25 protein-coding genes and 1 tRNA gene are annotated in these 23,016 nt (G+C 63.9%); 9 read left to right on the top strand and 17 right to left on the bottom strand.

What is annotated here, in order from left to right; genetic code table 11:
* Positions 1 to 21 precede the first annotated feature (21 nt).
* A complete protein-coding gene (gene kynA, locus BEK68_RS02685; protein ID WP_012435088.1) occupies positions 22 to 858 on the top strand; it encodes a tryptophan 2,3-dioxygenase in 837 nt (278 codons plus the stop codon).
* A gap of 10 nt (positions 859 to 868) precedes the next feature.
* Here kynA and BEK68_RS02680 read toward each other — a convergent pair whose 3' ends face one another.
* On the bottom strand, positions 869 to 1,693 hold the full coding sequence (locus BEK68_RS02680; RefSeq protein WP_012435087.1) for an IclR family transcriptional regulator: 825 nt from the start codon (positions 1,691 to 1,693) through the stop codon (positions 869 to 871).
* A gap of 103 nt (positions 1,694 to 1,796) precedes the next feature.
* Here BEK68_RS02680 and BEK68_RS02675 point away from each other — a divergent pair, with 103 nt between their 5' ends.
* Both BEK68_RS02675 and BEK68_RS02670 read left to right on the top strand, forming a co-directional pair.
* Complete coding sequence (locus BEK68_RS02675; protein ID WP_004629473.1) at positions 1,797 to 2,990, top strand: acyl-CoA dehydrogenase; 1,194 nt, start codon at positions 1,797 to 1,799, stop codon at positions 2,988 to 2,990.
* Between the two features lie 409 nt (positions 2,991 to 3,399).
* Positions 3,400 to 4,782 (top strand): NCS2 family permease, encoded by a 1,383-nt coding sequence (locus BEK68_RS02670; protein WP_012435086.1) that lies wholly within the window; start codon positions 3,400 to 3,402, stop codon positions 4,780 to 4,782.
* 147 nt (positions 4,783 to 4,929) lie between these two features.
* Here the strand turns inward: BEK68_RS02670 and BEK68_RS02665 are convergent, their stop codons facing one another.
* Entirely contained in the window at positions 4,930 to 5,568 is a 639-nt protein-coding gene (locus BEK68_RS02665) for a peroxiredoxin (protein ID WP_004629475.1), read from the bottom strand.
* A gap of 282 nt (positions 5,569 to 5,850) precedes the next feature.
* Between BEK68_RS02665 and BEK68_RS02660 the strand changes: the two genes are divergently transcribed.
* From BEK68_RS02660 to BEK68_RS02650, 3 genes are all read left to right on the top strand, one after another.
* Positions 5,851 to 6,177 (top strand): DUF883 family protein, encoded by a 327-nt coding sequence (locus BEK68_RS02660; RefSeq protein WP_004629476.1) that lies wholly within the window; start codon positions 5,851 to 5,853, stop codon positions 6,175 to 6,177.
* 140 nt (positions 6,178 to 6,317) lie between these two features.
* Positions 6,318 to 6,695, top strand: coding sequence for a phage holin family protein (locus BEK68_RS02655; protein ID WP_009238781.1), 378 nt, complete (start codon positions 6,318 to 6,320; stop codon positions 6,693 to 6,695).
* The gene (locus BEK68_RS02650; RefSeq protein ID WP_012435084.1) at positions 6,692 to 7,219 is read left to right on the top strand and encodes a DUF3318 domain-containing protein; all 528 of its coding nucleotides are present in this window, start codon (positions 6,692 to 6,694) and stop codon (positions 7,217 to 7,219) included. Before BEK68_RS02655 ends, BEK68_RS02650 begins: the two co-directional genes overlap by 4 nt.
* A 61-nt stretch (positions 7,220 to 7,280) precedes the next feature.
* On the opposite strand, the gene BEK68_RS02645 is transcribed toward BEK68_RS02650, so the two are convergent.
* The gene (locus BEK68_RS02645) at positions 7,281 to 7,646 is read right to left on the bottom strand and encodes a hypothetical protein (RefSeq protein ID WP_004629479.1); all 366 of its coding nucleotides are present in this window, start codon (positions 7,644 to 7,646) and stop codon (positions 7,281 to 7,283) included.
* 310 nt (positions 7,647 to 7,956) lie between these two features.
* On the opposite strand from BEK68_RS02645, the gene BEK68_RS02640 reads away from it, so the two are divergent.
* From BEK68_RS02640 to BEK68_RS02630, 3 genes are read left to right on the top strand one after another with little or no spacing between them, the layout of a single operon-like run.
* Positions 7,957 to 8,631, top strand: coding sequence for an ABC transporter ATP-binding protein (locus BEK68_RS02640; RefSeq protein WP_012435083.1), 675 nt, complete (start codon positions 7,957 to 7,959; stop codon positions 8,629 to 8,631).
* The gene (locus BEK68_RS02635) at positions 8,628 to 9,437 is read left to right on the top strand and encodes an ABC transporter permease (RefSeq protein WP_012435082.1); all 810 of its coding nucleotides are present in this window, start codon (positions 8,628 to 8,630) and stop codon (positions 9,435 to 9,437) included. The genes BEK68_RS02640 and BEK68_RS02635 overlap by 4 nt, the downstream gene beginning before the upstream one ends.
* A 1-nt stretch (position 9,438) precedes the next feature.
* Positions 9,439 to 9,900 carry an NUDIX hydrolase gene (locus BEK68_RS02630; RefSeq protein ID WP_004629483.1) on the top strand — a complete coding sequence of 154 codons (462 nt, stop codon included), beginning with the start codon at positions 9,439 to 9,441 and terminating at the stop codon, positions 9,898 to 9,900.
* Between the two features lie 11 nt (positions 9,901 to 9,911).
* Here the strand turns inward: BEK68_RS02630 and BEK68_RS02625 are convergent, their stop codons facing one another.
* The 14 genes from BEK68_RS02625 to tolB form a co-directional block, all read right to left on the bottom strand.
* Complete coding sequence (locus BEK68_RS02625) at positions 9,912 to 10,814, bottom strand: TauD/TfdA dioxygenase family protein (protein ID WP_012435081.1); 903 nt, start codon at positions 10,812 to 10,814, stop codon at positions 9,912 to 9,914.
* An 89-nt stretch (positions 10,815 to 10,903) separates the two neighbouring features.
* The gene (locus BEK68_RS02620; RefSeq protein ID WP_012435080.1) at positions 10,904 to 12,076 is read right to left on the bottom strand and encodes an acyl-CoA dehydrogenase family protein; all 1,173 of its coding nucleotides are present in this window, start codon (positions 12,074 to 12,076) and stop codon (positions 10,904 to 10,906) included.
* A gap of 101 nt (positions 12,077 to 12,177) precedes the next feature.
* The gene (locus BEK68_RS02615; protein WP_012435079.1) at positions 12,178 to 12,663 is read right to left on the bottom strand and encodes a nucleoside 2-deoxyribosyltransferase; all 486 of its coding nucleotides are present in this window, start codon (positions 12,661 to 12,663) and stop codon (positions 12,178 to 12,180) included.
* Positions 12,660 to 13,724, bottom strand: coding sequence for a LacI family DNA-binding transcriptional regulator (locus BEK68_RS02610; protein WP_012435078.1), 1,065 nt, complete (start codon positions 13,722 to 13,724; stop codon positions 12,660 to 12,662). The genes BEK68_RS02615 and BEK68_RS02610 overlap by 4 nt, the downstream gene beginning before the upstream one ends.
* Positions 13,725 to 13,803: 79 nt before the next feature.
* Entirely contained in the window at positions 13,804 to 14,778 is a 975-nt protein-coding gene (locus BEK68_RS02605) for a bifunctional glyoxylate/hydroxypyruvate reductase B (RefSeq protein WP_012435077.1), read from the bottom strand.
* A gap of 4 nt (positions 14,779 to 14,782) precedes the next feature.
* Positions 14,783 to 16,063, bottom strand: a complete 1,281-nt coding sequence (locus BEK68_RS02600) for an MFS transporter (RefSeq protein ID WP_012435076.1) — start codon at positions 16,061 to 16,063, stop codon at positions 14,783 to 14,785.
* Between the two features lie 59 nt (positions 16,064 to 16,122).
* Positions 16,123 to 17,112, bottom strand: coding sequence for a sugar kinase (locus BEK68_RS02595; protein ID WP_012435075.1), 990 nt, complete (start codon positions 17,110 to 17,112; stop codon positions 16,123 to 16,125).
* A 29-nt stretch (positions 17,113 to 17,141) separates the two neighbouring features.
* Positions 17,142 to 17,912, bottom strand: a complete 771-nt coding sequence (locus BEK68_RS02590) for a sugar phosphate isomerase/epimerase family protein (RefSeq protein ID WP_012435074.1) — start codon at positions 17,910 to 17,912, stop codon at positions 17,142 to 17,144.
* A 272-nt stretch (positions 17,913 to 18,184) separates the two neighbouring features.
* A tRNA-Lys gene (locus BEK68_RS02585) sits at positions 18,185 to 18,260 on the bottom strand.
* 52 nt (positions 18,261 to 18,312) lie between these two features.
* On the bottom strand, positions 18,313 to 19,428 hold the full coding sequence (locus BEK68_RS02580) for a YeeE/YedE family protein (RefSeq protein WP_012435073.1): 1,116 nt from the start codon (positions 19,426 to 19,428) through the stop codon (positions 18,313 to 18,315).
* 6 nt (positions 19,429 to 19,434) lie between these two features.
* Positions 19,435 to 20,109 carry a 7-cyano-7-deazaguanine synthase QueC gene (gene queC, locus BEK68_RS02575; RefSeq protein WP_012435072.1) on the bottom strand — a complete coding sequence of 225 codons (675 nt, stop codon included), beginning with the start codon at positions 20,107 to 20,109 and terminating at the stop codon, positions 19,435 to 19,437.
* Between the two features lie 163 nt (positions 20,110 to 20,272).
* Positions 20,273 to 21,058: a tol-pal system protein YbgF gene (gene ybgF / locus BEK68_RS02570; protein WP_004629505.1), complete on the bottom strand. Its 786-nt coding sequence runs from the start codon at positions 21,056 to 21,058 to the stop codon at positions 20,273 to 20,275.
* Positions 21,059 to 21,126: 68 nt separating this feature from the next.
* On the bottom strand, positions 21,127 to 21,648 hold the full coding sequence (gene pal / locus BEK68_RS02565) for a peptidoglycan-associated lipoprotein Pal (RefSeq protein ID WP_004629508.1): 522 nt from the start codon (positions 21,646 to 21,648) through the stop codon (positions 21,127 to 21,129).
* Positions 21,649 to 21,677: 29 nt separating this feature from the next.
* Entirely contained in the window at positions 21,678 to 22,982 is a 1,305-nt protein-coding gene (gene tolB / locus BEK68_RS02560; protein WP_004629511.1) for a Tol-Pal system beta propeller repeat protein TolB, read from the bottom strand.
* Between the last annotated feature and the right edge of the window lie 34 nt (positions 22,983 to 23,016).

Genomic DNA, 23,016 nt, shown 5'->3' with positions numbered 1-23,016 from the left:
CCCGCAGCATCGGGCTGCCCCATGCAAGCCGCCCAGGGCGAGGGCTGGCACGACGCACAGCTCGATTTCTCGAAGTCGATGAGCTATGGCGACTACCTCGCGCTCGACCAGATCCTGAACGCGCAGCACCCGCGCTCGCCGGATCACAACGAGATGCTCTTCATCGTTCAGCATCAGACCACCGAGCTGTGGATGAAGCTGATGCTGCACGAGTTGCGCGCCGCGCGGGATTGCGTGCGCAATGACAACCTGCCGCCTGCGTTCAAGATGCTGGCGCGCGTGTCGCGCATCATGGATCAGCTGGTGCAGGCGTGGAACGTGCTCGCCACTATGACGCCGCCGGAGTACTCGGCCATGCGTCCGCACCTCGGGCAATCGTCAGGCTTTCAGTCGTATCAGTACCGCGAGATCGAGTTCATCCTCGGCAACAAGAACGCGGCGATGCTCAAGCCGCACGCGCATCGCACCGAGCATTACGAACAGGTCAAGGCTGCGTTGGAAACGCCGTCGCTGTACGACGAGGCGGTGCGTTACATGGCGCGTCACGGCTTTGCATTCGACGCAGATTGCATCGAGCGTGACTGGTCGCGTCCCGTGACTTACAACGCCTCGGTGGAAGCGGCGTGGCTGGAGGTCTATCGAGACCCGACGCACCACTGGGAGCTGTACGAGCTGGCTGAGAAGTTCGTCGATCTGGAAGATGCGTTCCGGCAATGGCGCTTCCGGCATGTGACCACGGTCGAGCGCGTGATTGGCTTCAAGCGTGGCACGGGCGGCACCGAGGGCGTCGGTTACCTGCGGAAGATGCTGGATGTGGTGTTGTTTCCGGAGCTTTGGAAGTTGCGGACTGATCTTTGATCGACCCGACTCAGGCGGGCTCGGCGACTTGGCCGAGCCTTGCCGCGAACTCTCGCAGCGCGGGGGCCAGTTCGTCGCGGATGCGCTCTGCATCGGCGGACGTGTGTGGCGCGCTGCAACTCACGACATACGGCTCGCGCTGGCTTGGCGCGAAGAACGCGACTGCGCATGCGTGGATGGCCGGATGCCAGTCACGCAGCGACACGGCATAGCCATTCCGTACGCCGGCTTTGACAGCGTCATCTGCGGCGGCCCCTTCTGCCGCCCACTGCGCCGGCTGCTGCGTGCGCAGTGCTTCGTACAAGCGCTCACGCCGCGCTGCGGGCAACGAAGCCAGATACGCCCGTCCCATCGAACTCGACAGCAGCGAGAGCCGCGAGCCCACGCCCAGCCCCGACGAGCCGCTCATCGACGGGCTGTCGTGGCGGATCGTCTCCAGATACACCATGTCCAGCCGATCGCGCTTGCCCAGCGAGATCGATACCCCATAGCGCTGCGCAAATGCGCTCATATGCGGCCGCGCGAGCTGGATCACGTCGCTTGAGGCCAGGTAGGCAAACCCGAGTGCGAGCACACCGGCGTCGAGCCCGTATTTGCCGAGCGCATCGTCGTAGCGCAGGTAACCGAGCGACACCAGCGTGCCGGCCAATCGACTGACTGTGGCCTTGGGAAAGCCCGTGCGCCGGACGAATTCCTGGTTGCCGAGCAACGTGTCGCCAGGGCGGAATGCGCGCAGCAGTTCCAGCCCGCGCGCGAGCGCCGTGACGAAATTCGGGTCGCTCGACTCGGCGGGCGCGGTGTCGAATTCGGGATCGGGGAGACGGGTCGTGCTCATGGCAAAAAAGCCCTGGAAATCGTCGGCGGTTGCGCTATGATAGCCCTAAATTTCGAAACTGTGTTCCGTATATCGGAACAACAACGACTCGGAGACGACCGCCGTGACCGCTCGCAACGCCTTCAATTGGGCCGACCCCCTGCTGCTCGACCAACAACTGACCGACGACGAACGCATGGTGCGCGACGCCGCCGCGTCGTACTGCCAGGACAAGCTGATGCCGCGCGTACTGGAGTCGTTCCGGCATGAGAAGACCGACGCATCGATCTTTCGTGAGATGGGCGAGCTGGGCCTGCTGGGCCCGACGATTCCCGAGCAGTACGGCGGCCCGGGCCTGAACTACGTCAGCTACGGCCTGATCGCACGTGAAGTCGAACGGGTGGATTCAGGCTACCGCTCGATGATGAGCGTGCAGTCGTCGCTCGTAATGGTGCCGATCTACGAATTCGGCAGCGAGGCGCAAAAGCAGAAATACCTGCCGAAGCTGGCGACCGGCGAGTGGATCGGCTGCTTTGGCCTGACTGAGCCGAACCACGGTTCCGACCCGGCCTCGATGATCACGCGCGCCAGGAAGGTCGACGGCGGCTACTCGCTGTCGGGCGCCAAGATGTGGATCACCAACTCGCCCATCGCCGATGTGTTTGTCGTGTGGGCCAAGCTGCCGAACGACAACGGCGAGGACGAAATCCGCGGCTTCATCCTGGAGAAAGGATGGAAGGGTCTGACGGCGCCTGCCATCCACGGCAAGGTTGGCCTGCGTACGTCGATCACCGGTGAAATCGTGCTGGACGAAGTGTTCGTGCCGGAAGAGAACTTGATGCCGGGCGTGCGCGGCCTGAAGGGTCCGTTCACGTGCCTGAACTCGGCACGCTACGGCATCGCGTGGGGCGCACTGGGCGCAGCAGAAGCCTGCTGGCACATCGCACGCCAGTACGTACTGGATCGCAAGCAGTTCGGCCGCCCACTCGCCGCCAACCAACTCGTGCAGAAAAAACTGGCCGACATGCAGACCGAAATCACGCTTGGCCTGCAAGGTTGCCTGCGCCTGGGCCGCATGAAGGACGAAGGCACGGCCGCGGTCGAAATCACCTCGATCATGAAGCGCAACTCATGCGGCAAGTCGCTCGACATCGCCCGTGTGGCACGCGACATGCTGGGCGGCAACGGCATCTCGGATGAGTTTGGCGTGATCCGCCACGTGGTGAACCTGGAAGTGGTGAACACATACGAAGGCACGCACGATATCCACGCGCTGATCCTCGGCCGCGCACAGACCGGCATTCAGGCTTTCTTCTGATTGCGCTTTGCTTTTTCGGCGAGTTGCAGCACACTCGTGCACAACTCGCCACACGCCTTGCCGCATCTCTCGCCCGTCCTGGGCACCGTTGTTCTCCTTCCCTCGCGATATACCAATTTGCAAATGACCGGGATACGCCACGCCGCATGAATCGGCGGTAGCGCGCGTCTATGCTTCGGTCCAAGTGTCGGCGGATTGTTGGGCCGCACGCCCCTCACACCGATAGAACGAGCGCGCGATCCACACGCAGATGCAGCGCCACGCGACAAAACCAATCGCGAGACAACGGTCTGGAGAATGCCGGCGCGCGTACGCAGGCACCCGTACCGATATCAAAACCAGAACAGGGCACCTTACGCGGACGACCAAGGTCGGCCGGCGCGGAGTCCTGCCAGGAGACAAACCCACCATGGCTGAACAGTCCATTCCGTCGTCGACGGAACTTGGCGCCGCTGGCATCGCCGATGCGCGTGCCATTGATCGCTATTTCCAGATTTCTGCACGCGGCAGCACGCAAAAGCGCGAGGTCGTGGCTGGCATCACCACCTTCATGGCGATGGTCTACGCCGTGTTTGTCGTGCCCGGCATGCTGGGCAAGGCCGGCTTTGATACCAGCGCTGTGTTCGTCGCGGTGTGTCTGACCACCGCCTTCGGCTCGCTGCTCATGGGCTTGTGGGCCAAGCTGCCGATCGCCATCGGCTGCGCGATTTCGCTGACCGCGTTCATGGCCTTTGGCCTGGTGCTCGGGCAAAAGCTCACGCCAGAGATCGCACTCGGCGCCGTGTTCCTGATGGGTGTGGTCTTCACCGCCATCTCGGCCACGGGCGTGCGGTCCTGGATCCTGCGCAATCTGCCTTCGGGCGTGGCGCACGGCACGGGCATCGGCATCGGGCTGTTCCTGCTGCTCATCGCGTCCAACGACGTGGGGCTGGTCGTCAAGAACGCCGGTGCGGGCCTGCCCGTTGCACTGGGCCACGTCACTGCCTTCCCGGTGATGATGTCGGTGCTGGGACTGGCCGCCATCTTCGGCATGGAGCGTCGTCGCGTGCCGGGCGGCATCCTGATCGTGATCATTGCCATCTCGGTCCTGGGACTGATCTTTGACCCGGCCGTGAAGTTCACCGGCGTGTTCGCCGTGCCCTCGCTCGCCGCTGCAGGGCATGCCTCGCTGATCGGCACAATGGATATTCGCGGCGCACTTACGGCCGCCGTGCTGCCCAGCGTGCTGGCACTGGTGATGACCGCCGTGTTCGATGCCACCGGCACGATCCGCGCGGTTGCCGGCCAGGCCGGACTGCTCAACGACAAGGGCCATATCATCAACGGTGGCCGCGCCCTCACGGCCGATTCGATCAGCTCGATCTTCTCGGCGTTCTTTGGCGGGGCTCCGGCGGCGGCTTACATCGAGTCGACGGTCGGCGTAGCAGCGGGCGGCAAGACTGGCCTGACGGCTGTGGTGGTCGGCGTGATGTTCCTGGCGGTGATGTTCTTCTCGCCGCTGGCGGGCCTGGTGCCGTCATACGCAACGGCCCCGGCGCTGATGTATGTCGGCCTGCTGATGCTCTCCAGCGTGAGCAAGCTGCACATGGACGACATGGTTGACGCACTGTCGGGCCTAGTCTGCGCCGTGTTCATCGTGCTGACCTGCAACATCGTCACCGGCATCATGCTGGGCTTTAGCACGCTGGTGATCGGCCGCGTGGTGGCCGGCGAATGGCGCAAGCTGAACATCGGCACCGTGGCGATCGCGGCTGCGCTGGTAGCGTTCTACGTAGGCGGCTGGGCGATCTGATCGCACGGAACCGTCTGCCACAAAAGACAAACCGGCCAGACCCGAAAGGGCTGGCCGGTTTTTGTTTTGCCTAGGATTCTGAGCCGGCTCCAACGCAAAAAACGCCCGGCACAAGGCCGGGCGGCAATCACACTACCAAGGAGACGGTTACTTATTGGGCTGCGGCGTCAGGCGCAGATACGGACGCAACGCCTTGTAGCCCTTCGGAAATTTCTGCTTGATGACTTCCTCATCCTTCAGCGAGGGCACGATGACCACGTCATCGCCGTCCTGCCAGTTACCCGGCGTGGCCACGCTGTGGTACTCGGTCAACTGCAGCGAGTCGATCACGCGCAGGACTTCATTGAAATTACGCCCCGTCGATGCCGGATACGTAATCGTCAGGCGAATCTTCTTGTTCGGATCGATCACGAACAACGAACGCACGGTGAACGTCTCGCTCGCATTCGGATGAATCATGTCGTACAGCTGCGAGACCTTGCGATCGGGGTCGGCAATGATCGGGAAGTTGACGCTGGTGTTCTGCGTCTCGTTGATATCGTTGATCCAGCCCTTGTGCGACTCAACCGAGTCGACCGACAGCGCAATCGCCTTGACATTGCGCTTGGCAAATTCGTCCTTCAGCTTGGCGGTCAGGCCCAGTTCGGTGGTGCAGACCGGCGTGTAATCGGCCGGGTGCGAAAAAAGCACGCCCCAGCTATTGCCCAGCCACTCATGAAACTTGATGCGGCCTTCACTGGAATCCTGCTCGAAATCAGGGGCGATATCGCCCAAACGTAGAGACATCGTGTCCTCCATACACAGATTGGGAACCACTATAGCCAGATTGCCATCCAACCAAAACGACTATAAATTCACAACAACATCACTTTTCGTCATTAGGCGCGGCATTTGCTGACAACAGGGTGGAAGGCGTACGCACATTGCCGGACAATGACCGAAGCCTTGATCCATCGCAGTGCGCGCAACGCGAGCGCTTGAAGTTTCGCGGCGCCCACACATATGCTAGCGAATAAGCGCGTCGACATATTGACGATTGAACTACCCCCCGTCACCGAGGACCCGACCATGACGAACACTTCCCCCAACCTGGCCGATTCCGTCAATAAGGAGAAACTGATGACCGACGTGAAGACTGTACTGTCCGACGCTGAAACCCTGCTCAAACAAGCTGCGTCCACCAGCGGCGAAAAGGCCGCCGAGTTGCGCGAGCGCGGCATGGGCATGCTCCGCCAAGCCAAGGAAAAGGCGCAGGACCTGCAAGACGCGGTCGTCCACAAGAGCAAGGCTGCCGCACGCGCCACCGACGACTACGTCCACGACCACCCGTGGCAAGCCGTGGGCGTGGCGGCCGGCGTGGGCCTGCTGATCGGCCTGCTGCTCAACCGCAAGTAACCCGCGGCACCCTTCCTGGCCGATGGCGCGCGCCCTATGGATCGCGCCATCGGCCAGTTGCATTTTCGCGGTTCTATTCCGGGCATGGCGCGTGCTGTGTTGGCACTGGCGCCATCCGCCTCGCACCCTTTCCACTCCTCATGACCGACGACACCAGCCCCAAGCTGTTCGCTTCCTTGAAGAAACTGGCCGGCACGGTCGTCTCGATGCTGCAGACGCGGCTCGAGCTGGCGAGCGTCGAGCTGGCTGAAGAAAAAGAACGGCTGCTCGGCACCGCCTTCCTGGGCATGTTGGCCGTGAGCCTGATCGCCCTGTCCATCATGACGCTGACGGCGCTGGTGGTCATCCTGTGCTGGGATACGTATCGCTGGCAGTCCCTGGCCGTGATGGCAGCGCTGTATGCGCTGGGCGCTGCAGCGTGCCTGTGGAAGGTGCGTTCGCTGCTGCGCGACGCACCGCCACTGTTCGAGGCCACGCTGGCCGAACTAGACAAAGACCGGGAGATCCTGCGCCGATGACTGATCCGACCGAACACGCGCCGTCACCGGGCACATCCGTGAACGAACCCGCATCGAGCGCGCGGCACCATGTGCGGCCGTCACGCCGCGGCGCCGAAACACGCCTGCCCTTGAGCGTGCGCAAGGAATTGCTGCTCACGCGCGCCGCGCTGGAGCGCTACGACTACGCTCAAGCCCGCAACGATGTCCATCGCGCCAGTAGCCGTACCTTCAGCCTGGGCGGCCTCGGAGCGTTGCTGCCAAGTCTGTTCCGCCCGCTGGCCCGGCCGAACAGCCTGATGCGGACGCTGGGCATTGCGCGTGAGTATCCGCTGGTGGGCACTGTACTGTCGCTCGCGTATGCAGGATTGCGCCGCACCGTCATCGGCCGGATCACGCGCAAGCTCGGCAAGGTGGGGATCGTGGCCGGAGCGGCCTGGTGGGGCTACAAGAAATGGCAAGAGGCACAAGGCGAGCACGCCGGCGCGCCAACCTCGGCGCCCAACGCCGATGCGGAGGAGATCATCCCAGGCAGCACCTCCTGAAGGCTGCGCCCGCAAGAAAAGGCCGGGCAATCCGGCCTTTCTCATTTGCGGCAGCGCAATATCAGTGCAGCGGAATCGGATGACGCACGCGCTCCCACCGCCGGGCCATGCTCTGGCGCAAACCAGCAAGCCCGTGCGGTTGACCAGTGGCGCCAACTTCCGCCTCAGCCGGCTGCGCTGTCACGTCAGCGTCATGCGCGACACGCCGTCGGCCACCCCACATCAGCGCGCCGCTGGCGGTCCAGCCAATCACGAACAGGGTGTCACCAACATGCCGAAGAGAATCGGGCGACGTACCCGCATGGAAGATGGTGCCAAGCATATCGGGAGGCAGCTCCGCGCAGATCCACAAAAAAATCGCCAGCGCAGATGCAAAGACTCCCGGCTGCCACCATGGGTGGGCAACTTGCACTTTGTCGGTCTCCATGGCGCCCTCCATCGCTTCTTCTAGTGACGCTTCGATGCTATGCCCGGGATGCGCAAATGGCGACCCGCCCGTCGCTGAATGGCATGTCGGATTCGTCCGACATCGGCCACTGGCCAAGGCATTGGCACTGCTCCGTTTGGGCTAGGGACCATTCCGCATGACGCGTGGATGGCGTAACCACGAGGCGACGGCACTGCGCCTGCGCAGGCGTACTGACGATTACGGTGGAGGACCACTCCCCCCGCTCATATGCATAATGCATAAATGCAACGCATTGATGCCATACCGTACGCAACACACTCGCCCCACCATGCTGGCCGCCACCCACCTCCAACGCCGCGATGCACGCACCGGTGTCACGCTGCTGCAATCTGCCACGCTTGCTGTGCAGGCAGGCGACCGCATTGCGCTGACCGGGCCATCCGGCGCGGGCAAGAGCGTGCTGCTGCGCGCGCTGGCGCTGCTCGATCCGCTCGATGATGGGCAAGTGACATGGCATGGCCAAGGGATCGGCCCGCGCGCGGTTCCGGCCTATCGCTGTCGCGTGGCGTACGTGCGCCAGCGCCCAGCGCTGCTGCCCGGTACGGTGGAAGACAACCTGCACCTGCCCTATCAGCTGCACGTGCGGCGCCACAGCACCGGCTTCGATCGAGACGCCGCTATCGCCTTGCTTGTGGGTGCCGAGCGCGACGCCAGCTTTCTCGACAAGAACGCCGCCGATCTTTCCGGCGGTGAAGCACAGATCGCGGCGCTGGTTCGCACACTACAGACACGGCCGACCGTCCTGCTGCTCGACGAGCCTACGGCGGCCCTTGACCCCGCCTCTGCGCGTGCGGTCGAGGCGCTGTTGCAGCATTGGTTTGCGCAGGCACCCGAGCGGCATGCGTGGATGTGGGTGACACACGATTCGGCGCAAGCAGAGCGCATCGGCCGGCAGCATTGGAAGATGGTTGCCGGGCAACTCGACACGGGGCCCGAGCGATGAACGGCCAGGACCTCTCCCTTTCCGCCTGGCAGGTCGGCATTGCGGCTGCGCTGATCCTCGTGAACGGTGCGCTGTCCATCGGCCTGGGGCTTGGGCTCGAGCGACGCCTGGCGTGGGCGGCCGTGCGCACCGTGGTGCAATTGCTGGCGGTGGGCTTCGTGCTCGAATGGGTATTCGCCCACGCGCAATGGGCGGTGGTGCTGGGCATCGTGACCGTCATGACGCTCATTGCAGGGCACGCGACTGGCAGTCGAGGCGCACGCGGCTATGCCGGACTGCGGTTGGACGGCACGTTGTCGGTCTTCGGCAGCACATGGCTGATCGGAGCGATCGGGCTGGTGGTCGTACTGCATGCGCATCCGTGGTATCAGCCGCAATACGCCATCCCGATCATGGGGATGATTCTTGGCAACACGCTCACCGGCGTAGGCCTGGCGCTCGAGCGCATGACCGGCGAGCTGACTGCCACGCGCGACCAAGTGGAGACGATTCTTGCGCTCGGCGGCACGCACTGGGAAGCGGCGCGCAATGCAGCACGAACGGCCGTGCGCGCCGGCATGACACCGATCATCAACCAGATGACCGTGGTGGGCGTGGTGAGCCTGCCCGGCATGATGACGGGCCAGGTACTGGCCGGGCAGTCTCCACTGGAGGCCGTGCGCTACCAGATCGTCATCATGTTCCTGCTGGCGGCAGCTTCTGGGCTGGGGACGGTTGCGGCCGTGCTGCTGGCCTATCGCCGGCTGTTCAGCCGTGAGCACCAGTTGCTGACTGCACGCATCACACAACGCGGCGGAACGAAATAGCATGCCGATCGCCCTATCCTGCGGCCTCGTGCTGCTCAACGAAGATGGCGAGGTGCTGCTCGCCCACGCCACTGAAACGCGCCACTGGGACATCCCCAAAGGCGCGCCCGACCCGGGCGAGAACCACCGCGACACCGCCCTGCGCGAGACGCGCGAGGAAACCGGTCTTGTGCTCGACGGCCACGCACTGATCGAACTCGGCCGTTTTCCCTATCGCCGTGACAAGGAGCTGCACCTATTCGCAACACGCCTGCGCCGCGCGGAAGTTGCGCTTGACACGCTGACGTGCACATCGATGTTCCACAGCTACCGCACCGGCCGGCTCATCCCCGAGATGGACGCATACCGCTGGACCGCGGCCGAAGAGCTGCCCCAATATGCGAGCCAATCGCTCACGCGCCTGTTTGCGCAGACGTTGACACTGCCAAGTATTGATGCCCGTCTGGCCGAATCCGGGCTGTAGACGAACAGCGCCTAAACCGGCACGTCCCCTTCGATGGTCGTGCGATGCAGCGTGCGCCGATACTTGTCTGGGCAGCCGGGCGCAAAGTGGATGGTGGAGCGGTTATCCCAGAACAGCATGTCGCCGGGGCACCAGCGGTGCGTGTAGACGTTGTCGGCGCGGATGCTGTGGGCGAAGAGCTGCTCCAGCACGCTGGTGCTCTCGTCTTCCGGCAAGCCGATGATGTGCGAGGTGAAGCCCTCGTTGACGAAGAGTGCACGCTTGCCGGTTTCCGGATGCGTGCGCACAACGGGGTGATCGACCGGCGGCACGGCGTCGCGCTGCGCTTGCGTGAGCGGCGGACGCCAGGTCGACAGCGCACGCAATCGCTCATAGCGGTACACATACGAATGCACGGCACGGCGGCCTTCGATGATGCGCTTGAGATTGGCCGGCAGCGTTTCGTAGGCGCGCACCATGTTGGCGAACAACGTATCGCCGCCCTCTTCCGGCAACTCGCGCGTGAGCAGCATCGAGCCGAGGCTCGGCAACGGCTTGTATGAGAGATCGGAATGCCAGTCGCGCCCCGCATCGCCCAGCCCGATTGGCTTACCGTTTTCGACCACGTTGGAGACGACGAGGATTTCCGAATGTCCGCTCAGATGGAACTGGTTCAACACGTGCACCTGCTGCGGACCGAAGCGCCGGCTGAACGCCACTTGCGCCTGCGGCGTGAATTCGACGTCACGGAACACGAGCAGACCATCATGTGCGAGCCAAGCTTGGCGGATCGTGGCGATGTCGGCGTCAGACAAATCGGCTCCATCGCCCAGGCCGAGGATCTCTGCGCCGAGCGGCGCGTCAGGCAAGCGGCGAATGTGGAAGCGGGCTGTGTGGACGGCAGGAGCATCCGGGGTAACAACGGCGTCGGACATGATGTAAGCGCGCGGCAATAGACGAATTTCACATTACACCGCCCGCCGCAGTCGTGTGCCAACGAAGGAATGTGCAGATCGATAGGCGCTTAGCCGTAGATGGTGGCGTCGGGCAGGATGCCTTCCAGCGCGTAGCGGCCGATGGCGCGCAATTTGTAGTCAAGCGGGTCGTGCAGCGTATGCGTGCGCGCGTTGCGCCAGAAGCGGTCCAGCGCCAGCGCGGCCTTGGTCGAACGTGCGCCTGTCGCCTCAAACAATTCCTGGGCGACGAACAATGCGGCACGATGTGCCAACACCTTGGCTTCGGCCGTGGCAAGCGAGACCTCGGCCCGCTCGTCGGCGCTCAGCGCGGCGCCTTTACGCCACGCGCGATCCAACCGTTGGATGGCGCGATCGGCCAGCGCTTCTGCAGCCAGCAATTGCACGCGCATCTCGCCAAAGCGGTGAATTTGGTAAGGATCGTCCGCCGCGCGCTCCACACCCGAGGTGATCCATGGCCGCGACGATTGCAGCGTGTGCTTGCGTGCCTCGTCCAGCGCGCCTGCGGCAATGCCGGTGTAGAGATTCACCAATACGTTCTGCGCGATACAGGAACGCACCGTTTGATATGGCGTGAGGACGACCTCGGGGCGGACCAGCACTTCATCTTCGCTGACCTGCACATGCCGGAATTGCACGGAGGCGCTGTCGGTCTGGCGCTGCCCGATCGGATGCCAGTCGTCGCGCACCGTAATGCCATAGCGCGCTGTCGGCACCACCGCCACAACGGGGTTGCCGCTGGCCGCGTCGTGGGCAGACACGACCATCACGTCGGAACCGAGCGTGCCGGAACAGAAACCCTTTTCGCCATCGAGCAGCCAACCGCTGCCCGAGCGCTGGGCACGCAGGCGATGGTCGAGCGGATTGACGGCGTTGCCCCACCACCAGCCCAGCTCGGCGGTCGGACGCAGGAAGCGTTCGCGTTGCGCGTCGGAGCCGTACAGATAGACGGTCGCAGTCTGCAGATACTGGAAAGCGAGCAAGTGCCCAAGCGAGCTGTCGACCGCCGCAATAGCACGGACCGTGGCAAAGGCGTCCTCCCAACCGACGCCGGTTCCGCCGTACTGCGTAGGGATGACCAGCGGCAGCAAACCTGCGCGCGAAATCGCAGCTTTTTCGTGCGCGGCATGGCCGCCTTGCTGGTCGCGCTGCGCAGCGGTGGCCGCCAGTTCAGCCAGCAGATGCGTAAGGTCGGGGAGTTGATGCAGATCGTCGAGCTTCATGCGCTTGCCTCGCGTCGGAGACGCCATCCGGTGCAGGCACTATACGGATGGCCCCGACCGCCTTGAAGGAAGCAATCCGCATACGCATATCCAGCACGCGACTATACGTAGTGCGCGCGCATGCGCTCCAGGCACGCGCGCGCATCGCCCACAACGAGACGGCAGCTGCAAGCGATCATGAGGTTGCGCGGCAGACCGAAGTCTTCCACGGCCCAGCCGTCGGCATCATTGCCATTGGCGTTCTGCACCTGCCCGATGAGCGGCACGGCGGGCACGTTGTAGCACCACACCTCCTTGCCGCGAGCGATGGCGTAGCCGATTTCGAAGCACGTGCCGGAGTCTGGCTCGTGCCCGCGAAAATCCGCCACGTTGGCGATCACGGCATCCGCCAGATCGATCAGCGCGATGTTCTGCCGGTAGATTTCAGCGGCGGTAGCAGGCCCATCTGCCTGGGGAGCGATCGTGTTATCCAGCGGGTACAGGCCGCTAAAGCCAAACTCGGCGCACAACGCCTTGAGCGCCTCGCCGTGCGCAATGGGCTCCGGACGAAAAACGTCCGGCCCCGCGAGATACAGACGCAACGTCATGACGCGGCCTGCGTCGAATGCACCGTCGAAGCACGTTCGACCAGCGTGCCGGGCAGCAACACGACACGGGCATCCCCGCTCACGCCTTCGATGCGTTCATGCACGAACTCGACCGCCTTGTAGCCGATGTCATACGTCGGTTGCCGGATCGTGGTGATGCCGATCAACTCGGCCCATTCCGGATCATCGATCGACAGCAGCGCCGCCCGCTCCTGCCAGGCTGGGCCAAACTGCGTGCGCAGATGCCGCGCAACGACGAGCGCGACCGGCGCGTTGGCAACAAACAGCGCGAGTCGTTTTCCGCCTCGCTGATACACCGCATCGATGCGTGCATCGATCTCGGCCAGCGCACGCTCAGTTGAGGCCGGATCGTTCGGGTCGAGCACCACGGTCGGCTCCGCTGGCCGCCCTTGCGCTGCCATCGCCTCTCGAAAGGCAAGTTCGCGTTCACGCCGGGAACTGACCTGCTCAAACGGCTGCACGATGAACTGGATGGCATCGAAACCGTGATCCAGCAGATGTTGCACGCCCAGCCGGACGGCGTCGCGGTTATCGAGCCCCACGAGGTCGGCGTCGAACCCTTCTACCGTGCGATCCACCAGCACAGCGGGAATACCGCCACCCCGCAAGGGGCGCAATACGGCCTCTTCCGCGCCGAGCGCGTTGACGATCAAACCTTCGACCCGGTACGTCGTCAGCAACTGGACGAAGCGGCGCTCCATCTCGATCTCATTGGCGGCGTGGCAGATGAGCGGCATGTAGCCCAGCGCGTGGCAAGCGGCTTCAACGCCTTGCAGGACTTCGATCGAGTAAGGATTGGTCAGATCGGCCACCAGCATGCCGAGCAGGCGATTGCGGCCTCGCTTGAGGCCACGGGCCATCTGGTTGGGCCGGTAGTTCAACCGCTGGATGGCGGCTTCGATGCGCTGTCGCAAATCTTCGGAAAGGACCTGCATCTCGCCGTTCAGATAGCGGGACACGCTGGTCTTGCCGGTTCCCGCTTCGCGGGCCACGTCGGTGATGGTCGCAGGGCGCGAGGAAGAGGATGGGAAATCAGTCACGTTGCGCTTCAGAGCAGGCCGTCGGCACGAGGGGCCGAAGCCGGAGTGCGAGGATCATAGCGCAATCCCGGCACTCGGCTCATGAGGCGCGGGTGGGCTCCAGCACCTGTGGATTGACTAGGTTCTCACGCAACGTACCGACCAGCGCCTTGATCAGGTTGTCAGCGGCGCAGCGGGCCATTGCGTGTCGCGTCTCGTGCGTCGCGGAGCCGATATGGGGTAGTGCAACCACGTTGTTCATCGCCAGCAGTGGCGAGTTGGCCGGCAGCGGTTCGTGCTCGAACACATCGAGCCCCGCGCCGCGTATCGTCCCGTTACGCAACGCATCGATGAGCGCTGCTTCGTCGACGACGGCCCCACGCGATGCATTGATGAGAGTCGCACTGCGCTTCATCTTCGCCAGTTCTGCCGCGCCGATCAGGTGCTGCGTTTCCGGCGTCAGCGGCACCTGCAGGCAAACAAAATCCGCTTCGGCCAGCAACGTGTCGAGCGTCACGCGGCGCGCGCCGTACTGCGCTTCGGCCTCGGGATGCGGATGCCGATTCGTGTACACGACGCGCATCCGGAAACCCAGTGCTGCACGGCGAGCCAATGCCGCACCGATCCGCCCCAGGCCGACGATGCCAATCGTCTTGCCCTGAACATCCGTGCCGTAAAGCTCGGGTCCGATGCTGCGCTGCCAGTTGCCGGCCCTGACCCACTCGGCCAGTTCCACAACGCGCCGCGCAGACGAGAGGATCAGCGAAAACACGGTATCGGCAGTTGATTCCGTCAACACATCAGGTGTGTGCGCCAGCGTAATGCCACGACGCGTCAGATCGGGCACGTCGAAATTGTCGTAGCCGACCGAGATCGTGGACCACGCCTTGAGCCGGGGCGCGCGGTCGAGCATCTGGGAGGTGATCTTCAGGCTCGCACCGATCGCACCCTCGGCCTTTGTAAGCGCCTCGGTCAACGCCTCGGCACCGTCAACCTGCACGAGTTCGACATGCTCGCGCAACTGAGCCGTGACATCGTCGGGCAAAGGCTTGTAGGCAACGACAAGCGGTTTCATCAGTTCATTTTCCAGGCACAGGGTGGGCGAGCGTGTACGCATCACGCGGTTGCGGCTTGACGCAAAGCGTAAGCACTACGGCTGCGAGGAGCGCGGCGCTCATGAAAGCGTACGACGCCAGCGGCGAGCCGGTGGCACCGTTCAGGTAGCCAACGAAGTACGAGCCGACAAACGAACCGAGAGCGCCCATGCTGTTGATCAGCGCCATCGCGCCACCGGCGACGTTCTTAGGCAGAAGCTCCGGCACGATCGCGAAGAACGGACCATACGGTGCATACATCGCCGCACCGGCAATCACGAGCAGCACATACGACATCCAGAAATGCGTTGAGCCGAGTGCAAACGATGCGGCAAACGCTGCGGCCCCCACCAGCAGGAACGGCCAGACGAACCCACGCCGCGACCCCACCTTGTCGGATGCCCACGACGCCGCGAGCATCGCGATGGTGGCCGCCAGATACGGCAGCGCCGACAGCCAACCCGTCTCGACCATGCCAAGCGACGAGCCGTTCTTCACGATGGACGGTAGCCATAGCACGAAACCATAGACGCCGATGCTCCAGCAGAAGTACTGCGCGCACAGCTTGATGACGACAGGCGAGCGGAAGGCCTCGCCATAGTTGCGCATCGGCTTGATGGCCGCCTGTTCCGTCGCCAAGGCTTGTTCCAGGTCGCGCTTTTCCTGTGGGTTCAGCCACGGCGCCTGCGCGGGCTTGTCCTGCACCAGGCACCACCAGCACACGGCCCAGATGATGGCGGGCACGCCCTCGGCGATGAACATATGGCGCCAGCCGAACTCGCGCACGAGGTAGCCCGATACCACCGACATCCAGAGCACGGTCACGGGATTGCCCAGAATCAGGAACGTATTCGCGCGCGAACGCTCGTGCTTGGTAAACCAGTTGCTGATGTAGATGAGCATCGCCGGCATGACGGCCGCCTCGACCACACCCAGCACAAACCGGATCGCCATCAACGAGGGAATGTCACTCACGACGCCCGTGAGCGCCGCACACAAGCCCCACAACACGAGGCTGATGAACACGAGTTTCTTCACGCTGCGGCGCTCTGCGTAGATCGCGCCGGGAATCTGGAAGAAGAAATAGCCGAGGAAAAACAGCGCGCCAATCAACGACGACAGCCCCTGGCTGATCCCCAGATCGTGATTGATGCCGGCCGCCGCCGCGAAGCCATAGTTCGCGCGATCGAGGTAGGCCAGGCTGTAGGTGATAAAGACGATCGGCATGATCATCCACCAGCGCCGCGCAGCCAGTTGCGTTGCCATGGTCGTGTCTCCTTTGATGGTTTGCGTTGCCCGTGACGGGCGGCAGTCGAAGCGCTGCGTTACACGTTGGAAATGGGTTCCGGCTCGCATGCCATGCGGGCCGTTTGTTCAAGCACCTCGAGCGCGGCGCGCGTCGGCAGGCCTTCTGAATCTCCGATCACCTGGATCGCCAGTGCGCCAATACGGTTGCCGCGCGCAACAGCCAGATCGGGCGACAGCCCTTCAAGCAGCGCGCTGACAACGCCCACTGCAAAGCCGTCGCCCGCGCCCACTGTGTCGACGACGCGCGCTACACGCACGCCGTCGGCGATGCCTTCTGCTCCGTCGGCGGTCCGGTAATAAGCACCGGCTGCACCCAGCTTGATGGCCACACCTCGCGCACCTCGATCGAGATAGAAGCGCGCGATATCGGCCGGGGTGTCATAGCCGGTCAGTTGCTGCCCCTCGGCCAAGCCGGGCAGCACCCAATCGGAAAGCGACGCCAGCGCGTTGAGCGTGCTTACCATCTCCGCGGCGGACGGCCACAGCGTTGGGCGCAGGTTCGGATCGAAGGAGATCGAACCCCCGGCCGCACGCATCTCTCGCGCAAGGTGGAACGCCAGTTCACACGACGACGCTGAAATTGCGGGGGCCACGCCCGTCAGATGCAGATGGCGTGCGCCAAGCACGTAGTCGGCGACATAGTCGTCGCACGAGAGCCGGCTGGCGGCCGAGCCCTTGCGGAAGTACTCCACACGCGGGTCACTGCCGTCGTCGGCCCGCGACTTCAGCTGGAAGCCAGTCGGATATTGCGGGTCCACCGCCACGCATGAGACATCGATCCGTTCGCGCGCCAGCGTTTCCAGCACGTACTCGCCAAACGAATCCTGCCCCACCCGGCTCACATAGCCGACGCGAAAACCGAGGCGACTCAAGCCGATGGCCACATTCAGATCGGCACCCGCAATCCGCTTGGTGAACTGCGTTGCCTGCGCGAGCGGCCCGGGCGCCGTCGCCACGAACATCGCCATGGCTTCGCCGTAGGTGATGACATCCAACGTATGTGACATGCGTAAGCTCCTTCGATGTCGCGTCACCGTCAGGCGGCCTTGAGCCACATGACGTGTTGATGGGCATCGGCGACAGGATCGACCGCGTCGAACGGAAATTCGATGCCGCGCGGGACATCGCCCGGCAATGCCGCCAGCACAGCCAAGAACCGCGTATCGTTTCCAGCCGGCGCCACCGCAAAGCGGCGTGCCCCCTCGCCCCCGACGCTCTTGCAATGGATGTATTCGACGTACGGGGCCAGGGCCCGCGCGCACGCCAGCGGCGCTTCGCCCGACCATTCCCAGTTACCAACGTCGAACGTCATGCCCAGCATGTCCGCCGCATCCGCCCTTTCCAAGGCGTCGAACAAACTGCGGAACTGCGCCAGGGAGCCGCCCACCGCCTGTTGACCGTTCTCGACCAGCACCCGTGCGCGCCAGCCTCGCAGGAGTCGGGCCAGCAACTCCGCCGACGCATCGCCGGCAAAGCCGCCAAGCTGGAACTTCACGATGCGCGCACCCAAGGTTTGCGCTTCAACCAGCGCACCTCGGACAGCGACCGTGTCCAGAGCGCCGACGTCCGTGTACAGCGCGGCCGGCGTGGAATAGACCGCCCACAGACCATGCGCTGCCATCAGGCGGCCCAATGCAGTCAGTAAGTCAGCCGATACCGTGCCATCCAGCCCAGCGGGCAACAATTCACGCCGCACCTCGAAGCCGGCTGCGCCGACCGACGCGGCCAGGGGAACATAGGCGTGATGCCCCTGCGCGCGCACCTGAGCGGCGCCGAACGCGCTCGCCACGATCACGATATCTGCCATGTGTGCGCTTTTTCCGTTATGGAACCGGTTCCAATTGGAGCTATGTTGGTGGCTGCAGATCCTGAGCGCTATAGAGGAAATCCCTAGCGGCGGTAGCCGATGCGACCCGTCGGCCATTTGATCGGCGGCGGTCAGTGCGATGGCGCTATCGGGAAGGCACACCGCGCTGTCGATGTGAAAAGCCCGGCCACCAAAAGCGGAAGGAGACGGCAATCGTGCGGAGCACGGCCAAACAAAAAGGGCCGACAGTTGCCTGTCAGCCCTGCGAATTTTGGTGGGTCCTGCGGGATTCGAACCCGCGACCAATAGATTAAAAGTCTACTGCTCTACCGACTGAGCTAAAGACCCCAAAGACCGCGATTATAGGAAGATATCTGCGATTCTGTCAACGCTCACCAGATCAAACGAGCTGCTCCATTCGCCACATCTGGTAGCGGAACGCCAGCACCGCACCGATCACGATGCCGGCCAGCGCGATGAACGAACCGATCGCCAGCGTCGACACGCCCGACAGCCCCTGCCCGATCGTGCAACCGAGCGCCGTGACGCCCCCAATGCCCATCAGGATGCCGCCAATGATGTGGTTGCCCGTGTCCTCGGCATTGGCAAAGCCCTCCCAGCGGAACGTGCGCGTGGCCAGCGCCACCGCTGCCGAGCCTGCAATCACGCCAAGCACGCTCACAATGCCGACCGTCAGTACCTTCGATGTATCACTGAAGAACATCAGCCACTCCAGCGTATACGACACCGGGGCCACGAAGCTCAGCGCCTCCATGCGCCCGCTGTTGGTCGCCACAAACGCTTCCTGCAGCGTGTTCGGATCTTCCTGCACGTAACCGAGATGCCCCGATACGTACCACATGCCGACGATGATGAGCCCGACGCCGATGCCGCCCAGCAGGTTGTCGCCCGTGCGGAAATCGCGCCCCAGCAGCGCCCACAGCGACAGCGCCCCGCCGATCCCCAGCGCCAGCACGAGACGCAGCACGCGCGCATCGGTGGAGAACGCGTGGCCCAGCACGCTCGGCAGATCCTGCGACGTCGGCAACGCAACGGCTACGCTGTCCACCGTCGCCACACGCACCACCCCAAACACGCCCTTGAGCGTCATGTACGCCGCCAGCCCCAGGAACACGAACACCACGACCGACTTGAGATTGCCGCCGCCGATGCGCACCAGCGTCTTGCTGCCGCACCCCGAGCCCAGCACCATGCCGAAGCCGAACAACAGCCCGCCCACCAGCGACGACAGCCACAGCAGCTTGCTCGCCGTGTAGATCGTCTTGCTCGTATCGATCAGGCCAAGCCAGCTCAGGCATCCCGTGCCGATCATGGCCACGCCGATGGCCAGCGCCCACATGCGCAGCCGGTTCCAGTCGCCGATGTTGACGACATCGGACACCGCGCCCATGGTGCAGAAGTGCGTGCGCTGAAGGATCGCGCCAAACACGAACGTCAGCGCAAACGTGCCCCACAGCACTGTGTGGGACAACACGTTGAGATCGATATCGGGCATGGTGCCTCAGACGTAGCGGGTGGGGTCGGGCACGCCCGCGGCTTCAAAGCCGGCCTTGCGGATGCGGCACGAATCGCACACGCCGCAAGCGCGGCCGGCGTCGTCGGCCTTGTAGCACGACACGGTCAGGCCGTAGTCCACGCCCAGCCGCACACCGGCCTGGATGATCTCCGCCTTGGTCATGTTGATGATGGGTGCGTTCACGCGGATGCGCTCGCCTTCCACGCCGGCCTTCGTCGCCAGGTTGGCCAGCGTTTCGTACGCGGCAACGTATTCGGGACGGCAATCCGGATAGCCGGAGTAGTCCACGGCATTCGCGCCGAAGAACAGGTCGCGTGCGCCAACCGCCTCGGCCCAGCCAAGCGCCAGCGACAGCATGATCGTGTTGCGTGCCGGCACATACGTGATCGGGATGCCCGATTGCACACCGTCGGTCGGTACATCGAGCGCATCGTCCGTCAACGCGGAGCCCCCGAACTTGCGCAAGTCCAGATCGACGATTTCATGGCGCACTGCGCCGAGCGCCGCCGCCACTTTCTTGGCTGCTTCCAACTCGGACGAATGGCGCTGGCCGTAGCGCATCGACAGCGCGTAAGTCTCAAAGCCGTCGGCATTGGCCATGGCAAGCACGGTGGCAGAGTCCAGGCCGCCTGAAAGCAGGACGATGGCGCGTTTTTTCATGGGCGAAGCCTTGCAAAGCAAATCGGGAAGGCCCTCATTTTAGCGTGCCGCCGCCCTGCCCGCGCCCAACCGGGCATATGCCCGCTATTCAGCGGTCCATGAAAAAACGCCCGCCGGTGCAGCCACGGGCGGGCGTTCGTTCACATGCCGAGCGGCCTGCCGATCAGCGCATCGACTTCAGACGGCTTTGCGCGGTCTTAGCCTGCTCGGTGCCGGGATACTGCGAGACCACCGATTCCAGCGTCTTGCGTGCGGCCGCCTTCTGGCCAGACTCGCCCTGGTTGGTCGCCACCTGCAGCAGGGCATCGGGCGCCTTCGGATGCTGCGGATTGCTGCGCGCCATGTTCTCCAGCACGTAGCTCGAGCCCTTGTAGTCGCGCTGCGCATAGAGCGCGTTGCCCAGCCAGAATTGCGCCAGCGGCAGATACGGGCTTTGCGGATACTTCTTCACGAACGCCGAGAACTGGTTGCCCGCGCCCTTGAAGTCCCCGCCCTGGAACGCCTTGAGCGCAGCGTCGTATTCCGGCTTCTCGTTCGGCTGGACCATCCCTTCGCGACCGTCCACCGTCGCTTGCTGCGGCTCGAACTTCTTCAGGCGCGCATCGAGGTCGGCGTAGTAATCCTTTTGCTGCTTGGTCAGCGTATCGACGCTGTTCTGCAGGACTTCGTTCTGCCCGCGCAGGCGCGCCACTTCGGATTTGAGTGTCTCGATCTGGTTTTGCGCGTCGATCAGGTTCTTGCTGTTCTGATCGATGCGCTGGGCCGCCGTCGACTGGAAGTTGTTGAACTTGTCGCGCATGTCGATGATGGCGCGGCGCGCCTCATCGTCGTCAAACACCCCCGCTGCCGCCGGGCCGGCCACGGTGAGGGCGCCACCCGCGACGAGCGTCGCCATCAGGATGGCCCGACGCATGGCCCCATAAGCGCGCTGTTTCATCATCGTATTCATGTGATTGCCAACGTAAGAACGCCGGCCGCAACCTCGCAGCCGGCGCGTTCCACTTCAAACCATACCGATTAGTAGACGATGTCGGCGCGGCGGTTCTGTGCCCACGAGTCTTCGTCGTGGCCGGTCGCTTGCGGCTTTTCCTTACCCAGGCTCACGGCTTCCATCTGGCTGTCAGGCACGCCCATCGACGACAGGGCGCGACGCACGGCCTCGGCACGCTTCTGGCCCAGTGCGAGGTTGTATTCGCTCGTGCCGCGCTCGTCGGTGTTGCCCTGGATCAGGACCTTGCGCTGGTTGTGCGATTGCAGGTAGCGCGAGTGCTGACCCAGCAGGCCTTGGTACTCCGACTTGACCGAGTAGCTGTCGAAATCGAAGTAGATGCTGCGCTTGGCCAGCGGGCTGTTCGGGTCGGTCAGCTCGTCGCGGCCCACGTCCACCGGGGTCACCGTGCGGGCGTCAGCGCCCGTGCCAGCGGCACCGCCCGTCCCGTTCTTGGCGGTGTCATCGAGCTTCACGCCCGAGCTGCAAGCGCCCAGGGCCAGCAGCGCGGCAATGGCTGCAAGTTTGATCATGGTTTGGGACTTCGACATGTCCGATTTCTCCTGTTGGAACAGCTTCGTTATTGCATGAAAGGACCCCACGCCGGCTCACGAACTTCGCCGGCCTGGAGGGAAAGAACCTGACGCGTACGGCCGTCGGTGGACACAGCGGCCAACACCGATTTGCCGCCAACGCGCGTGGCATACAGGATGAACTTGCCGTTGGCCGCAAAGCTCGGCGATTCATCGTTAGAGGTGTCCGTCAACGCGTTCACATCGCCATTCGACAAATCCTGCGTGTACAGGCGGAAGGCACCGCCCACGCGCGAAATGTACGCCAGCAGCTTGCCGTCTGGCGACACGCGCGGGCTCGTGTTGTAGTTGCCCTTGAACGTCACGCGTTGCGCACCGCCCGCCTCTTCGCCGTCAACCGACATGCGATAGATCTGCGGTGCGCCACCGCGGTCGCTGGTGAAGTAGATGGAGCGGCCATCCGGCGAGAACGACGGCTCGGTATCGATCGCGCTGCTGCGGCTCAGGCGGCGCAGGCCCGAGCCATCGGCGTTGACCAGGTAGACCTGCGTATTGCCATCGCGCGAGAGCGACACCGCCACATGACGGCCGTCCGGCGACCAGGCCGGCGCAGAGTTGTTGCCCTTCTGGTTCGAGATGACCGTGCGGCGGCCTGCCACCAGGTCGTGCACATACACCACCGGCTTCTTGCTCTCGAACGACACATACGCGACCTTGGTGCCATCCGGCGACCACGCCGGCGAGATGATCGGCTCGTTGCTCGTCAATGCGATCTGCGGGTTGGCGCCGTCCGAGTCGGAAATCTGCAGCTGGAAGCGGCGGCCGACCTTGGACACGTACGACAGGCGCGTTGCAAAAACACCGCGCTCGCCAATCAGCTTCTGGTAGATGTAATCGGCAATTTCGTGTGCGGCCAGGCGCAGTTGGCCGGGGCCGCGCGTAAGCGACAGACCGCCCAGGCTTTCGCCCTTGGCGGTGTCGTACAGGCGGAAGCGGATTTCGTAGCGGTCGCCGTTACGGGTCACGGTGCCGCCCACGAATGCTGCGGCGCCCTTGGCTTTCCAGGCACCCAGGTCAGGTGCGGGGCTCTCCGGTACCACGGCGCCCGCAACATCGACGTTCGAGAAGCGGCCGCTGCGCACCAGGTCTGCCCGGACGATGGCCGAGAGGTTTTGCGGGGCCTGCGCCTCGCCCTGGAAGTTGGCGATCGCGATCGGGTACTGGCTGGCGCCGACGCCCGAGATCTCCACATTGAGCTGGGCATGGGCCACGCCGGCGCACGCTGCGGTCAGCAGCAGTGCCTGCGCAGCGCGTCGGAACATCGGGATCCACATCGTTCGCATCATGTTCATCTTCCCTACTGTCAAATCCGGAATCTGAGTACGC

Origin of the sequence: Ralstonia pickettii, from assembly GCF_001699815.1 — a bacterium.
Lineage (GTDB): Bacteria > Pseudomonadota > Gammaproteobacteria > Burkholderiales > Burkholderiaceae > Ralstonia > Ralstonia thomasii.
Note: the sequence above shows the minus strand (reverse complement) of the source record. Positions and strands in the feature narration are given on the sequence as shown.